The sequence below is a fragment of the Candidatus Terasakiella magnetica genome (assembly GCF_900093605.1).
GTDB classification, from domain to species: domain Bacteria; phylum Pseudomonadota; class Alphaproteobacteria; order Rhodospirillales; family Terasakiellaceae; genus Terasakiella; species Terasakiella magnetica.
Map to the genome: position 1 here is coordinate 200106 of NZ_FLYE01000044.1, position 14970 is coordinate 215075.

12 protein-coding genes are annotated in these 14970 nt (G+C 46.5%); 9 read left to right on the forward strand and 3 right to left on the reverse strand.

Annotated features, from left to right (window positions below; all coding sequences use genetic code 11):
- Positions 1–120: 120 nt before the first annotated feature.
- Positions 121–609, reverse strand: a complete 489-nt coding sequence (msrA, locus tag MTBPR1_RS13125) for a peptide-methionine (S)-S-oxide reductase MsrA (protein WP_069189463.1) — start codon at positions 607–609, stop codon at positions 121–123.
- A 72-nt stretch (positions 610–681) separates the two neighbouring features.
- Between msrA and MTBPR1_RS13130 the strand changes: the two genes are divergently transcribed.
- The 6 genes from MTBPR1_RS13130 (at position 682) to MTBPR1_RS13155 (ending at position 6443) form a co-directional block, all read left to right on the forward strand.
- On the forward strand, positions 682–1437 hold the full coding sequence (locus tag MTBPR1_RS13130) for a hypothetical protein (RefSeq protein ID WP_069189464.1): 756 nt from the start codon (positions 682–684) through the stop codon (positions 1435–1437).
- On the forward strand, positions 1438–2472 hold the full coding sequence (gene queG / locus MTBPR1_RS13135; RefSeq protein WP_069189465.1) for a tRNA epoxyqueuosine(34) reductase QueG: 1035 nt from the start codon (positions 1438–1440) through the stop codon (positions 2470–2472).
- A 10-nt stretch (positions 2473–2482) separates the two neighbouring features.
- Positions 2483–3235 carry a substrate-binding periplasmic protein gene (locus tag MTBPR1_RS13140; RefSeq protein ID WP_069189466.1) on the forward strand — a complete coding sequence of 251 codons (753 nt, stop codon included), beginning with the start codon at positions 2483–2485 and terminating at the stop codon, positions 3233–3235.
- Between the two features lie 21 nt (positions 3236–3256).
- Entirely contained in the window at positions 3257–4051 is a 795-nt protein-coding gene (locus MTBPR1_RS13145) for a thymidylate synthase (RefSeq protein ID WP_069189467.1), read from the forward strand.
- Positions 4051–4548 (forward strand): dihydrofolate reductase, encoded by a 498-nt coding sequence (locus MTBPR1_RS13150; protein WP_069189468.1) that lies wholly within the window; start codon positions 4051–4053, stop codon positions 4546–4548. The genes MTBPR1_RS13145 and MTBPR1_RS13150 overlap by 1 nt, the downstream gene beginning before the upstream one ends.
- Positions 4549–4622: 74 nt before the next feature.
- Complete coding sequence (locus MTBPR1_RS13155) at positions 4623–6443, forward strand: diguanylate cyclase domain-containing protein (RefSeq protein ID WP_069189469.1); 1821 nt, start codon at positions 4623–4625, stop codon at positions 6441–6443.
- A gap of 57 nt (positions 6444–6500) precedes the next feature.
- On the opposite strand, the gene MTBPR1_RS13160 is transcribed toward MTBPR1_RS13155, so the two are convergent.
- Entirely contained in the window at positions 6501–8105 is a 1605-nt protein-coding gene (locus MTBPR1_RS13160; RefSeq protein WP_069189470.1) for a lysine--tRNA ligase, read from the reverse strand.
- A 234-nt stretch (positions 8106–8339) separates the two neighbouring features.
- Here MTBPR1_RS13160 and MTBPR1_RS13165 point away from each other — a divergent pair, with 234 nt between their 5' ends.
- Together MTBPR1_RS13165 and MTBPR1_RS13170 are read left to right on the forward strand one after the other, a co-directional pair.
- Positions 8340–8813, forward strand: a complete 474-nt coding sequence (locus tag MTBPR1_RS13165) for a hypothetical protein (protein WP_165602674.1) — start codon at positions 8340–8342, stop codon at positions 8811–8813.
- Positions 8814–8954: 141 nt separating this feature from the next.
- A complete protein-coding gene (locus MTBPR1_RS13170) occupies positions 8955–11723 on the forward strand; it encodes an ATP-dependent DNA helicase (RefSeq protein WP_069189472.1) in 2769 nt (922 codons plus the stop codon).
- A 15-nt stretch (positions 11724–11738) separates the two neighbouring features.
- On the opposite strand, the gene MTBPR1_RS13175 is transcribed toward MTBPR1_RS13170, so the two are convergent.
- Positions 11739–14048, reverse strand: a complete 2310-nt coding sequence (locus MTBPR1_RS13175) for an ATP-binding protein (protein WP_069189473.1) — start codon at positions 14046–14048, stop codon at positions 11739–11741.
- A 309-nt stretch (positions 14049–14357) separates the two neighbouring features.
- On the opposite strand from MTBPR1_RS13175, the gene MTBPR1_RS13180 reads away from it, so the two are divergent.
- The gene (locus MTBPR1_RS13180; RefSeq protein WP_069189474.1) at positions 14358–14957 is read left to right on the forward strand and encodes a c-type cytochrome; all 600 of its coding nucleotides are present in this window, start codon (positions 14358–14360) and stop codon (positions 14955–14957) included.
- The last annotated feature ends 13 nt before the right edge of the window (positions 14958–14970 follow it).

Here is a 14970-nt window from a genome sequence, read left to right on the forward strand (position 1 = left end):
GACTATATGACATTCACTTCAACTTCAATCGGTCTAAATGTATAAGTTGATAGGGGTTATGCAACTATACAGTTGCTATAACCTTTTCTATCTAAATCTAAAGGTGGGTTTGGGGCTGAATTAGCTGAAGTAACAGGACCCTTTTTGGCCCTTTTTATCGAAATAACGCTGATGGTATTCCTCTGCGCGATAAAAAGTGGTGGCAGGGGCGATTTGGGTTACGATGGGGTCTGCGAATCGATTTTGTTGGTTGAGTTGGTCTATGATTTTTTCAGCGATCTGTTTTTGCTCATCGTTATGATAAAAAATGGCGGAGCGATATTGACTTCCCACATCGGGGCCTTGGCGGTTTAAGGTGGTGGGGTTGTGCAGGTTAAAGAACAGTTCCACAAGGTCATCAAAAGACACCCGATCAGGATCAAAACTTAGCTGCACGGCCTCAACGTGGCCTGTGGTGTCGGTGCAAACCTCATGATAGGTGGGGTCAAGCTTATGACCGTCAGTGTAGCCTACTTCAGCATCCACAACGCCATCTTGTTCGCGAAAGCGCGCTTCGACACCCCAGAAACATCCCGCAGCAAAGGTGGCGGGTTGATATTGTTTAGCCATTGTTTTCTCCTTGAGCTGAAATATAGATAAGCCCTGTTTGCGCGAAGTTAAACACCGCAGTATAAGAAAAAGATGAAAACCATCGTTTATCAATCTTATCGCACAGAAAATGTCCCGCAATGGATTTCTAAATCCATGGATTCTGTTGCCCATTGGGCGGCCTTAAAAGGCTTTGATTATCGCTTTTACGGTGATGAGATGTTTGAACGGGTGCCCCAGTGGTATCGTGAAAAAACCAAAGATCGTTTGGTGGTTGCAACGGATTTGGGTCGATTAATGCTGGCAAAGGAACTGCTCTTAGAAGGTTATGAACGCGTGATTTGGTGTGATGCCGACATGCTGGTTTTTGCCCCGCAAGAATTTGATGTGCAGGTTCATGAGGAATATGCTTTTGGTCGTGAGGTCTGGATACAACAAGATGGCAAAGGCCGATTGAAAGCCTTTAACAAAATCCATAATGCCTTTTTTGTTTTTAGCGAAAATAACAGTTTTCTCGATTTCTATATCCATTCCTGCCTTTCCATCATCAAGCGTATTGAAGGCCAAATGGTGCCGCAAATCGTTGGGCCGAAATTTCTCTCTGCCATTCATAATATTGTGGCCTGCCCCATTGTTGAAGAAGCTGGCATGTTTAGCCCCCTTGTGATGAAAGATATCCTTAATGGCGGGGGCAGGGCCTTGGATTTGTTAAAAGAAAAAAGCCCAAGCCCTTTATATGCTGGCAATTTAAGTGCTTCTATGGAAGGGGCCGAAACCGATGGGGTCTGTTTGTCGCCCTTTGATATGGAAAAAGCCTGTGAGCATTTGTTGGAAAAGGGGCGCCTTTAAATGGAAGATGTGAAACAGACCATTCGTACCCTTGCCCTTGAAATGGGGTTTGATGATATCGGTTTTTGTGTGGCACAAACAAGCAAGCAGCATAAGGATGATTTGAAAGAATTTAATGCGCGTGAGCTTTATGGCACCATGGAGTGGATGCAAACCACCCAAGAGCGCCGCGCAGACCCGAAAGTGCTTTGGCCCGAGGCGAAATCCATCATTGTGTTAGGCATGAACTATGGGCCGAAAAATGATCCTCTCGCGCTGATTGATAACCCTGAAAAAGGCGTGATCAGCTGTTATGCCTATAATCGGGATTACCATGATACGGTGAAAAAACGCCTAAAAAGACTGGCACGCGAAATGGTGGAGCGATGGGATGGTGAGCTCAAGGTCTTTGTCGATACCGCACCCGTTATGGAAAAACCACTTGCGGCCCAAACCCAATTGGGCTGGCAGGGTAAGCACACGTGCGTGGTCTCGCGCACCTATGGCTCATGGTTGTTTTTGGGAGAAATATATACCACGCTGGAACTTGAACCTGACGCGCCGCATAAAGATCATTGTGGAAATTGTTCAAGCTGTTTGGATATCTGCCCAACGGATGCTTTTTTGGGCGAAAGCCAGATCGATGGGCGTAAATGTATTTCCTATCTCACCATTGAACATGATGGCATGATTGAGCCGGAGCTTGCCTTGAAAATGGGCAATCGGATTTATGGCTGTGATGATTGTCTTGCCATTTGCCCCTGGACTAAATTCACCCAAACAACCAATGAAAAAGACTTCAAGCCACGGGTTGAATTTCTCGCCCCACGCTTGGGGGATTTGATTGAACTGGATGATCCGGCCTTTAGAGAGTTTTTTCGTGCTTCCCCTGTAAAACGTATCAAGCATCATCGCTTTATTCGCAATGTGATTATCGCAATTGTGAATTCAAAGCGGAATGATCTCTTTAAAAAAGTTGAAAAATGGGTTGATGATGACCATCATGTAATTGCCCAGACGGCGAAATGGGCGCTAAGCATTTTAGAAAAAGGATAAGGGGAAAAAAATGATATCAGTTTTAAAGGTATTTTTAATTACCCTGTTTCTCTTTAGCTCAAAACCTCTTGTCGCTCAGCCCCCAGAAATCCTGCGCCTTGTTGCCAATGAGTGGGAGCCTTATACGGGCGATCGTATCCTTAATCAGGGGCTGGCAACCGATATCGTCAGCACAGCACTGCGCCGGGCAGGTTATGATGTGATGGTCAATATCGTGCCGTGGACGCGCGCCTTAAAAGGGGTGGAAGCAGGTAATTATCACGGCATTATTGCAGCTTGGTATAATAAAGAGCGCGAAAAAAAGATGGTCTATAGCGATCATTATTTGACCAATGATCTGGTGTTATTTAAGCGCAGTGAAGATCAAATCACGTTTGAAAGTCTTTCTGATCTAGAACCTTATACCATTGGGACGGTGCGCGATTATGCCTATGGGGAGGGGTTTGATACATCCCAGAAATTAAAGAAAAAGCCATCGCTTGATCTGCGCACAAACATTGTGCGGGTCTCAAACGGCTTGATCGATCTCTTTCCTGAAGATCGCTTTGTGGTGAAACATTTGCTCAATACCCGCTACCCTGAATATTTTGGAAAAATCGACTTTCTTGACAAACCGTTATCGCAACGTACATTGCATATGACCATTTCAAAAAAGACAATGGATTATGAAAAGATTGTGCAGGACTTTAATCAACAGCTTGCTGCCATGAAGGCGGAAGGCTTGTTGGATAAACTGATCAAAAAACACAATCTTAACTTCTGATTTCAAGGGCTTAAGGCATCCATGCAGCAGTATCTCGATCTTATGCGCCATGTGCGCGACACCGGTGTGTTTAAGAGTGACCGCACAGGAACCGGCACCTATAGTGTGTTTGGCTACCAGATGCGCTTTGATCTGAGCAAAGGATTCCCATGCCTGACCACCAAGAAGCTGCATTTGCGCTCCATCATTCATGAACTTTTATGGTTCTTGCAAGGCGACACAAACATTAAATACCTCAAGGACAATAAGGTCTCTATTTGGGATGAATGGGCCGATGAAAAGGGTGATCTTGGGCCTGTTTATGGCTATCAATGGCGCTCATGGCCCACACCTGATGGGGGGCATGTGGATCAGATCAAGAAGCTGATTGAGCAGATTAAAAACACGCCTGATTCGCGCCGCCTGATTGTCTCTGCATGGAATGTGGCAAATATTGAAGATATGGCTTTACCGCCGTGTCATTGTCTTTTCCAGTTTTATGTGGCTGATGGCAAACTGTCTTGTCAGCTTTATCAGCGCAGCGCTGATATTTTCTTGGGCGTGCCGTTTAATATCGCTTCTTACGCCTTACTGACCATGATGATTGCCCAAGTCTGCGATCTTGAAGTGGGTGAATTTATCCATACTTTTGGGGATGCCCATCTTTATTCCAACCATATGGAACAGACCGAGCTTCAGCTTTCGCGCACACCGGGCACGTTGCCCACATTGAAAATCAATCCTGATGTGAGTGATTTGTTTGACTTCACTTATGATGATTTTGAGTTGGAGGATTATAACCCGCAAGGTCATATTTCTGCCCCGGTGGCGGTCTGATGCTGATCTCCATGATTGTTGCCGTGGCTGAAAATGGTGCCATTGGTAAAGGCAACAAAATGCTCTGGCATATCCCGGAAGACTTCAAATATTTTAAAGCCACCACCATGGGCAAGCCGATTATCATGGGGCGCAAAACTTATGAGTCCATCGGTCGCCCCTTACCCGGTCGCTTAAATGTGGTGATCACACGGGATAAAAGCTGGTTTGCACAAGGGGTTTCAACGGTTAATAGCCTGCGTGGCGCACTTAATCTAGCCAGTGATAATGCAAGCGAAGAGATTTTCATTGTTGGCGGTTCAACCATTTATGAACAGTCTATGCAATATGCTGAGCGTATCCACATCACCGAAGTGCATGACACTTACGAGGCTGATGCCTTTTTCCCTAAATTGGATGATGCCGTGTGGAAAGAAGTCTCACGAGAAGACCATCAAGGCGATGGCGAGAAAAAGCCGGATTATAGCTTTGTTGTTTATGAACGAATAACACCATAAAAGGTAAGCGCTCTTACTTTTCGTTGAAGAGCTAATTTTGGTTCCCATCTATATACTCTTAAAGGGGGGCGGATATGAACCAAAGCATTCAGCGTATTTTTGTGACATTGGGCTTTATTACGCTGAGTGTCATAATCATTTCATTCGTCGTGAATGATTTTCTAAATTATCGCCATAAAATTGCTGAGACGGTCCGGCTCAATGGGGCTTTGATTGAGAAAGCGACAGATCAGTATTTTATTACCTACAAGAAAATATTCAGCGCCTTGCGTGAACATAGGTGTGTTTTAACCAAAGAGACTGACGCCTGTTCAAACTTGTTCAATCGATTGAATGAGACCTATCCCTTTATTGAAAATTTCGCAGCTGTAGATAAAAGCGGATTGTTTTTTGCCTCAGGGCAAAAATTTAACCGCGAAAAGCCGCCTTCTATTTCACATTTGCCTTTTTTCCAATTGCTGAAACAAGGCCAACTCCATTATGTGATGGACCCGCACATTGGCCCCATTAGTAAGGAACATGTAACCGGACTGGTTATTCCTATCCTTAAAGAGGGACGTTTTGATGGCTTGCTCGGGGCATCTATTCGCACGCAGGAAATTCAACAGGTCTGGCGCGAAGTGACAATCGCGTCATGGAATGGGGTGGGGATTGTAAATCGAAAAGGTGATGTGATTTTTCAATCAAGCGAGAGTTTGCAAGGGCAGCTTTTAGAAATCGCAAAATTTTTACAGGGTGAGGATATTACCAAAGGCCCTAGTCGCTCTTTTGTCACAAATAGAGGGGCCTCGTTAGAGCTTTATGGTTTAGAATCGGCAGTCTCAGGTTGGAAGGTGATTTCATTTTATTCAAGAGATGATCTTCTGTCTGGTTATCTGGAGGAAAACTCATGGGTCTTGGTTGTTCTTATTCCTGCATTGGCTTTGCTGATCACTTCATTGCTGTTGTTTTCAAAATATCAGGAAGCTGCCTCAAGCCGGATGCATTTGGTGAGCCAGCTTCAATATAGCGAGCAAAGGTTTCGTGATTTTGCCAATGCGGCGTCTGATTGGTTTTGGGAAACCGATAATGAGCATATTTTATCTTTTACCTCAGCTGTTGAAGAAGGCAGTGAGCGAAACTTAAGCCTGCCGGAAGAAACGGTAGGAAAATCCCTTAAGGATTTAGCTTGGAAAATTGAAAAAGATGACGACAAAGAAAGCTTTGGAAATGTCATCAGAAAACGTGAGCCGTTTAGAAATATCGAATTTAAAGTCGAGGATAAAAATGGCAAAACCCATTATTGGACGGCCAGTGGCGGCCCCATGTTTGATAGTAATCAAAAGTTTCAAGGCTATCGCGGTATTGCCGATGACATAACCAAGGCAAAAGATGCGCAGAAGAAAATTGAATTTCTCGCCAACCATGACGCTTTAACGGGCCTACCTTCTTTGCGCTTGGGGATGGACCGTTTGCAGCATGATATTGCCTTGGCAAAACGTAATAAGACGTTTGTCTGCGTCCTGTTTATCGATTTGGATGGTTTTAAGGCGGTTAATGACACGCTCGGCCATAAGGCAGGTGATCAGGTTCTAAAAGAGATTGCCGGACGCCTAAACCAATGTGTGCGTGAAACCGATACGGTAGCGCGCATTGGCGGAGATGAGTTCTTGGTTATTTTGCCCAATCTAAATGCGCCTGAAAATGCCTATGATGTTGCACAGGCCATTGTTGAGCAGGCGGCACGGGAAATTCACCATGGTGAGAAAACAGCGCAAGTAGGGGCCAGTGTGGGAATTGCGGTTTATCCCGATGATGGGGTGGACCCGGAAGAACTTATCCATAATGCCGATGAGGCCATGTATAAGGTTAAACATTCGGGGAAATCTAACTTCTCAATGGCGAGCAATTCTTAAACAAAAAAAGAGGAGGCAAAATGCACCTCCTCTTTTTTAAATTAAGCTTGTTGAGCCTTAGCCATCAAGGCTTTCACCAGCCAGCACCTTACCGATTAACTCACAGCTTTTATCAAGGCCGTAAAGGGCAAAGAAAGAGCCCATGCGTGGGCCTGTTTCCTGACCGAGCAGAATCTCATAAAGGCAACCAAACCATTCACGCAGGTTCTCATAGTTATGTTCTTTACCAACCGTGTAAACTTCGGTTTGAACATCTTCACCGGATGTATCTGCCCCAAGAGCTTCAAGCTTGGCTTTCAGGTCTTGCAGGGCAGCAAGTTCACCATCAGTAGGTTTGCGGAACTTTTTGTTGGGTTTTACGAAATCTTGGTAATAGTTAATCGCATAACCCACCAACTGGTCCAGAACCGGGCTGTTTTCAGCTGAGGCATCAGAATTATAGCTTTTGATGAATTCCCAGATCACATTCTTGTCTTCTGTGTGAAGAACAGAAACGAGGTTGAGCAACATGTTAAAGCTTAAGGAGTGGCTGTCAGCCTGTGGGTGACCATTATGGACATGCCATGCCGGGCTATCCAGTTTTTTAGCATCTTCAAGCGAATCGAATTTTTGAACGTGGTTAACATATTCATCAACCGCTTTTGGGATCACATCAAAATGCAGGCGTTTTGCTGTTTTTGGTTTTTGATACATGAAATAGGAAAGCGTTTCAGGCGGGGCGTAGCGCAACCATTCTTCCATAGAAAGACCATTGCCTTTTGATTTGGAGATTTTCTCACCCTTTTCATCAAGGAACAGCTCGTAAGTAAATTGTACAGGGGGCTTACCGCCAATCGCACGGCAGATTTTGGATGAAAGATTTTGCGAATCGATCAAATCCTTACCAGCCATCTCATAATTTACGCCCAATGCGGTCCAACGCATGGCCCAATCGGCTTTCCATTGGCATTTAACCGCACCGCCAGTGACTTTGGTTTCTACTTCTTTACCTGCTTCATTGAGGTAAACCATGGTGCCCGCATCCGGGTTGGTATCCACCACTTTTGCCAAAAGAACTTTGCCACTTTCTGCATCAACAGGCAGCAACGGGCTGTAGGTTGCGCGGCGCTCTTCCCCCAATGTGGGGCGAATAACGTTACACACAGCTTCATGATTGCGCAAAATAGAAAGAAGCGTTTCGTCAAACTGGCCGTCTTTATAACATTGGGTCGCACTGCGAAATTCATAGTCAAAACCAAACTGGTCAAGGAAGTTACACAGGCGGTTGTTGTTATGCTCGCCAAAGCTTGGGTGTGTGCCAAACGGGTCAGGCACGACCGTGAGCGGCTTGCCCAGATGGGGTTCAAGCAATTCTTTATTGGGGATATTGTCCGGAACTTTGCGCAAGCCGTCCATATCATCTGAAAATGCGATCAGTTTGGTTGGCATACCGTCTGAGAGGATTTGAAAGGCGCGCATGACCATTGTGGTGCGCGAAACTTCACCAAAGGTGCCAATATGAGGCAAGCCAGAAGGGCCGTAGCCTGTTTCAAAAAGGACATAGCCCTTTTCAGGCACCTTACCATTAAGACGTTTAAGGATATTGCGAGCCTCAACAAAGGGCCATGCTTTAGAGTGATGTGCGGCTTCGCGCGCGTGTAGTGCAGGTGCATCTGACGGCATTTTGCAAATTTCCTTAAAAACTAAATCTTTACATTTGGAAGCCCCTATATTAAGGGGTTGGCAAAACTAAGGCGAAGCATATGTTTCGTCAATAGTTACAAGCCTACGGGGTGCATAAAATGTACCCTTATCCAAATGCTGTAATGGAAAACTTGAAATTTATCTAAAAAGATTCCATAATAGTGCACAACAGAATGTATTTTTTATTAGGAGAGAACTCCGATGGGTAACAACATGACAATTACGTCCAGCGATGGACGCGTCGATGTGGTCCAAGCCCCGGATGGACTACAAGCCGACAGTAGCGGCAATCAAGGATATCAACAAGGCAGCGGTCATGCAGCCGAGGTTGAAGATATTGTCAGTATTGGAATCGCTATCTCAACAGCCGAAAAACTAAAGGCAGCTCAAGACGAAGTTGAGCTGATGAAAGTTCTTGGCATGGATGAAGATAAGGCCCGTGAAATTATGGGTCAGCATCACAAGCCACTTCCTGGTGAAAACATTGGTAAAGAAGACTATATGTTTGATGCCGTTCGTGAAGTTGTGATTGATATGCTTTCAGCCAATATCGGTAATGAGGATGAAGTTGTGGTTTTCAGAACTTTTGAATCCCGCCTTGCTGATAAAATCCGTGAGAAAGAAAGTGATCCAGTAAACCGCGAACAGAATGCCGATGGTATTGGTGGTGACGAAGGGTCTGAATAAGGCTTTTTAAGTTAAGTTCTAGGTTTTAAGTGGTGCTCAAGAATTGGCTTGGCACCCATTGGCATGTCTGGGGTTTAAAAAAAGTATTATTGCTTAAAGCTGATACTGGAATTTGCAGGTCACGCAGGCTATTGTGTCGCCATGACTGTTGAGAACGACCTCTTGCGCGCTGAAGCTCCCCCGATTCGCATTCCTGCTGTCCCTGTTTTGGTGACGCATGTGCGCTCTTGTGCGTGGTTGAGCCAAGAAGGTGAGCTTGAAACACTTTCCCTTAAAGAAGGCGCGCGGCGTCTCTCCACCAGTGAAGTCCCTGTTTTAGTCCTTCATGCCCTTGCAACTGCGCGGCGCCTGCGTTGTGGCCCGTTTCCCCGTCTCGATATTTTAGAGCTTTTTGCCTTTGTGCGCCCAGCCCAGTTTTGCCTGCCCACACCACGCGGCCTTGCCGATGCTTTAGGGCTTAAAAGTCCAAAGACGCTGGAAGATGAGGTCGAAACCCTGCGCGAGGCCTGTGCCTTGTTGTTAGGTGAGCTGGCTAAAATTTCCACAAAGGATATTCAGACTCTTGCCTGGGCCATGAAAGCAGGTGGTTGGACATGGGGCTCTATCGTTTTAAAGGGCTTAGGCGTTGCAAATCCTGATGCACCCCATAGCGGTGCGTTACTGCGCTCTTTACAGATTTGGCATAAGTTAAAGGAATGGGTGGAAAGTGCTGCGCCACCCCCGCCCGGTCATCTGCCTGTTGAGCCCGTTGAAGCCCGTGCGCGCCTAGACATGCTGTTGGGTGCAGGGGCAGAAGAACGTGGAGAGCAAAAAGATTATGCCGCGTCCATGTGTGAAGCTTTTCAAGCCCCTAATGCAGCAGGCGAGCCTGCCATGGCTTTGGTTGAGGCTGGAACGGGTGTTGGCAAGACCTTGGGCTATATTGCACCAGCCAGTGTTTGGGCGAAGAAAAATCAGGGCGCAGTCTGGATCAGTACCTATACGCGCAACCTTCAGCGCCAATTAGATGGAGAGCTGGATCGCCTGTTTGATGATCCAAAAGAAAAAAAGCGCAAAGTGGTTATTCGAAAGGGCCGCGAAAACTATTTTTGCCTGCTTAATTTTGAAGAAGCGGTCTCACGTCTGCGCCTGCGCAGTGATGATGCGCCTGCATTGGGCTTGATGGCACGTTGGGCCTTGGCCTCGCGCGATGGCGATATGATCGGTGGGGATTTTCCCTCATGGTTAAAAGAACTATTGGGCGCGCGCTTAACGGTGGATATGACCGATACGCGCGGGGAATGCGTTTATTCCAGCTGTTCACATTATTCTAAATGTTTTATCGAAAAGACGGTGCGCCGTGCACGCCGTGCTGAGCTGGTGGTGGCTAACCACGCCCTTGTGATGATACAGGCCGCACTTGGCGGGGTGGAAGAAAACCTCATGCCGACGCGTTATATTTTTGATGAGGGTCATCATGTTTTTGATGCGGCAGATAAGGCATTTTCCGCCCATTTATCAGGCCAAGAAGGTGCAGATTTAAGACGTTGGTTATTAGGCGCTGAAGAAAGTAGCCGTTCACGTGCGCGCGGCCTTAAGGCACGGATTGATGATCTGGTGGCAGGACGCGAGATGGAAGAGGCCTTGGATGCGGTGCTTCATCATGCCCGTGTGTTGCCCGGTCCAAGCTGGCATCAACGTATTTCCGGCGGGGAGCCCATGGGTCCGTTTGAAGATTTCTTGCGCCGTATGCGCCAGCAGGTCTATGCCCGCGATAATAATAGCGATTCGCCTTTCAGCCTTGAATGCGGGATCGAACAGCCTGTTGAAGGCTTGCTCGAAAGTGCAGAGCGTTTAAAAACAGCCTTGGATAAAATCAGGGCACCACTGCAAAGCCTGATCAAGGGCATGATGGCCTTGATGGATGAGGAAGCTGATGAGCTGGACACAGCCAACCGCCAACGTATTGAAGCGACGTGTGCGAGCCTAGAGCGCCGTGGGGTGCAACAGGTTTTGGCCTGGTGTTCCATGCTTGATAGTTTGTTTAATGAAACCCCGCCCCAATTTGTGGATTGGTATAGTGTGGATCGCATTGAAGGGCGCGATATGGATGTGGGCATGCATCGCCATTGGGTGGACCCGACCATTCCTTTTGTGGAAGAGGTTGTGGAAAAATCCCATGGGGTGGGCATTACCTCTGCCACCTTGCGCGATGGCAGTGGGGATGTTGAAGCCGACTGGAAGGTAGCTGCTGCGCGCACAGGGGTGTCGCATCTGGCAAAACCTGCGATCATGCATGATGTGAAATCACCCTTTGATTATCCTAAACAGACCCGTGTTTATATTGTGGATGATATTCGCAAAGATAATCTGGATCAGATCGCCAGTGCTTATCGTGAGCTGTTTATTGCTGGTGGCGGCGGTGGGCTTGGTTTGTTTACAGCGGTAAACAGGTTAAAAGCCGTTTATCAAAAAATTGCTGAACCACTGGATCGCACGGGCATTCAGCTTTTGGCCCAACATATGGATGCCATGGATATAGGGACGCTCATTGATATTTTTAAGGGTGAGAAAAGCAGTTGCCTGTTGGGTACGGATGCGGTGCGCGATGGGGTGGATGTGCCCGGTGATGCGTTGCATTTGATTGTGTTTGATCGTGTGCCCTGGCCGCGCCCCACTATTTTACACAAAGCGCGCAAACGCTCTTTTCCAGCGCGCTCTTATGATGAGATGATTGCGCGCTTGCGCATGAAACAGGCCTTTGGCCGCTTGGTTCGGCGCAAATCCGATCGTGGTGTTTTTGTCATGTTGGACCGCCAGACCCCAACGCGCATGTTAGGCGCTTTTCCGGAAGGGGTGGAAGTGATCCGCACGGGCCTTGCTGATACCATTAAAGGCGTGCATGAATTCTTACATGAAGGTGAGAAGTAAGGAAGAAAGCGAGCTTTAGACTTCGCTCTCTTCAAGAACGCGGGTGATTTCTGCCAAGGTGGCAGCCACATCAATGGGTTTGGTCAGATAAGATTTAAAGCCGAGTTCACGGCCCTTTTCCACTTCGCGTGGCATGGCGTTAGCCGTTAGTGCAATAACGGGGATGTCGCCCATATAAGGGTCATCACGCATGACTTCAAAAGCCTGAAAACCATCCATGCCCGGTAAGTTGATATCCATCAACACAAGGTCGGGTTTGTCCTGCTTGATCAGTTCCAGACCTTCTTCAGCCGTGCCAGCCTCTACAAAGTTTGTGCGGGGCAATTGTGTGAGAAGTTCACGCATTAAACGCATGTTTGCGGGGTTGTCTTCCACATAGAGAATGGTATTGACGCCATCAAGGCGTTTGGGGCTATGTTCAATATCGCTGGGGAGTTCAGGGATATCACGCACGATCTCTTCATCTGAAACGGGAATATCCACCCAGAATGTGGAACCTTCACCCAGTTTACTATCCACACCGATTTCACCACCCATAATTTCAACCAAGTGCTTGGTGATGGTTAGGCCAATGCCCGTACCCTCAATGTCCGTATTTTCAGCATTGAGACGGTTAAAGGGTTGGAAAAGCTGTTCTTGGTCTTTTTCTTCAATGCCATAGCCCGTATCTGTAACGGTAAAGCGCCAGAACCCTTGGGGACCGGGAGAGCTATCGAGAATAACTTTACCATTGGCAATGTTATATTTAATGGCGTTGGAAAGAAGGTTGGAAACAACCTGTTTTAAACGGGTGAAATCCCCCGTGACATAATGTTCAGCAAAGTCACTGCCCGTACGAGTAATGGTGATATTTTGTTCTGCTGAATAAGCATCAATCATATCCACACATTCACTTACAACAGAACTTGGGTCGATATTCTCAATAGAAAGACTGATACGGCCCGATTCGATCTTTGCCAGATCAAGCACTTCATTGATCAGTTCCAAAAGCAGGTTACCAGCTTTTAGAACATGCTCGATATATTCAGATTGTTTATCAGAAAGCGGGTGGCGCTGATCCATCAACAACAACTGGGCAAAGCCAAGAATACCATTAAGCGGTGTGCGCAGCTCATGGCTCATGCGTGACAGGAACTCAGATTTTGCCCGGTTGGCTTTCTTGGCATCCGTTGTGGCGGCTTGAAGCTCGTGTGTGCGTTCTTCAACGCGGTGTTCCAGCTCATCACGGGCACGGCGCAATTCACGCTCTGCACGTTTGATCTCGGTAATGTCGGTCTGGATACCTACGCGCCCGCCTGCTTGGGTTGGTCTTTCACGAATAAGAAGATGGCGACCATCGGTGAGGGCAACCTCAATGGAGCCGCTTGTATCCCAGTTATAGGCACTGCGCAGGTCATGATAAGATCGACCGAAATGATCAACCGCAGGCACAACGCCGCGTTCGATATCCAGCTCAATCAGGCGGTTGTAATCAATGCCTGCTTGGATATCTTCGTCACTATATTCGTAGAAATCTTTAAATCGGGTATTACATAAAACCAGATTCTGTTGATTATCAAACAGAACGAAGGCTTCTGAAATATTTTCAATGGCATCTTTAACGCGTGCTTCTGCCTCCACCGCGGCGTTACGGGCAGAACGCAGTGCAGCATCAGTTTCGATCTGATGGGTCATCATGTCGTTGAAAGCAGTGATAACCTGACCAATTTCATCTGAGGATTGCCATTTTACAGGGTCATAATCATCAGAGACCTTGGCATGGCGAATCCCTTTAAGAAGTAGGTCTAGGGGCTTACCGATGAGGCGTTGGGAGGCGACAAACGTACCGCCAACTAAAGAAGCAGCAAGCAAAATCAGGATGAAACTATCAAAGATCAGGCGCTCTGTTGCTTGGGCCTGAACTTGGGCATCATCAAAAACAAGAATAAGTTTACCCACAACTTCATCGCGCTCAGAACCACTGAAAATAATGTCGCGTGTGACTTTTAATTCCGGGACATGGGGCTCTACACCTTCTTCGCCAACATGTTCAAGCACATGGCCATAATCATCAAGTAAAGTGCCGCTGACAAAGTAGGGGTTGTTGGCGAGTGTACTCATCGCCAAGCGAATGGATTGTTCATCAAAGTTCCAAACGGGGACGGAAAGGGTGGAACTTTGGAATTCTGCAATTTGTTTGATTTGTTCGTGTAGGCGCTTATTGGCGTTGTGATAATTGCGATATTCAAATGCCGTGAAAAGCACAACCATACTCACACCTACAATAAGGAGGTAGGTTGCGAGCAGCTTGGTTCTAAGTGTCCAAGTTCTTTTTGTTTCGGGCATGAATGTCTTCCCCGTCAAGGTCGCCTAGGTATTTAATGTTTTAGTTTAAGTGCTTTCACTAAAACTACAACTTGATTTTTAAATAGGGGCTTAAAAAATATCTAAGAAGGCACGCTTCTATCAGAAAAATAACGGTTTTTTGCGCACCGCAATAACACTATTATTTTGTATTAATCCAATTGTACTGCATAAATAGTGTGGTAATTATATTATAAAAACATCATAAAAAAGTATACTTAATTAGAAAAAAACTATGTTATGGATAATAACTGAACTAGTAAAAATTCAAAAAAATAAAGGGGGGCACGTATGAGCCACACTTTCTTCAAGCCGACATTATTAGCAGCAGGACTGCTGGCAATGGCGTCTTATTCAACTGATGCATCTGCCGGCATGGCAAGCGCAGAAACACTTGCTGCACCTTGTGCAGGTTGTCACGGTACAAACGGGTCCAGCCATGGTCCGGCAACGCCGACAATTGCGGGTATTACACAAGAATACTTTATGTCTTCTATGAAGGACTATGTCAGTGGCGAGCGCAAATCCACTGTGATGGACCGAATCGCTAAGGGCTATAGCGAAGAAGAAATGAAAGTTATGGCTGATTACTTCGCAGCACAAAAAATCGTGCGTTACAAACAGGATGTTGACGCAGAACTCGCTAAAAAAGGTCGTGCCCTTTTCCAGAACTACTGTGAAAAATGTCACGAAGAAGACGGTTATCTTGCGGATGGTATCGGTGTGATGGCTGGTCAGACAATGGATTACTTGCGTTTCATGGTTGCGGATTTCTTCACGGGTGACCGCGAGTGGAGCAAAAAGCAAAAGAAAAAAATGAAGGCGCTAATGGATGATCATGGCCAAGAAGGTTATGAAGCTGTGATCCATTATGCCGGTTCAAAGATGTAAGGTTAGGGAGACT

Excerpts from the sequence above, each read along its gene's own strand:
- MTBPR1_RS13175 (WP_069189473.1), bottom strand. The coding sequence starts at position 14,048 with ATGCCCGAAACAAAAAGAACTTGGACACTTAGAACCAAGCTGCTCGCA.
- MTBPR1_RS13170 (WP_069189472.1), top strand. The coding sequence starts at position 8,955 with ATGACTGTTGAGAACGACCTCTTGCGCGCTGAAGCTCCCCCGATTCGC.
- msrA (WP_069189463.1), bottom strand. The coding sequence starts at position 609 with ATGGCTAAACAATATCAACCCGCCACCTTTGCTGCGGGATGTTTCTGG.
- MTBPR1_RS13145 (WP_069189467.1), top strand. The coding sequence starts at position 3,257 with ATGCAGCAGTATCTCGATCTTATGCGCCATGTGCGCGACACCGGTGTG.
- MTBPR1_RS13165 (WP_165602674.1), top strand. The coding sequence starts at position 8,340 with ATGACAATTACGTCCAGCGATGGACGCGTCGATGTGGTCCAAGCCCCG.
- queG (WP_069189465.1), top strand. The coding sequence starts at position 1,438 with ATGGAAGATGTGAAACAGACCATTCGTACCCTTGCCCTTGAAATGGGG.
- MTBPR1_RS13155 (WP_069189469.1), top strand. The coding sequence starts at position 4,623 with ATGAACCAAAGCATTCAGCGTATTTTTGTGACATTGGGCTTTATTACG.
- MTBPR1_RS13180 (WP_069189474.1), top strand. The coding sequence starts at position 14,358 with ATGAGCCACACTTTCTTCAAGCCGACATTATTAGCAGCAGGACTGCTG.
- MTBPR1_RS13160 (WP_069189470.1), bottom strand. The coding sequence starts at position 8,105 with ATGCCGTCAGATGCACCTGCACTACACGCGCGCGAAGCCGCACATCAC.
- MTBPR1_RS13150 (WP_069189468.1), top strand. The coding sequence starts at position 4,051 with ATGCTGATCTCCATGATTGTTGCCGTGGCTGAAAATGGTGCCATTGGT.
- MTBPR1_RS13140 (WP_069189466.1), top strand. The coding sequence starts at position 2,483 with ATGATATCAGTTTTAAAGGTATTTTTAATTACCCTGTTTCTCTTTAGC.
- MTBPR1_RS13130 (WP_069189464.1), top strand. The coding sequence starts at position 682 with ATGAAAACCATCGTTTATCAATCTTATCGCACAGAAAATGTCCCGCAA.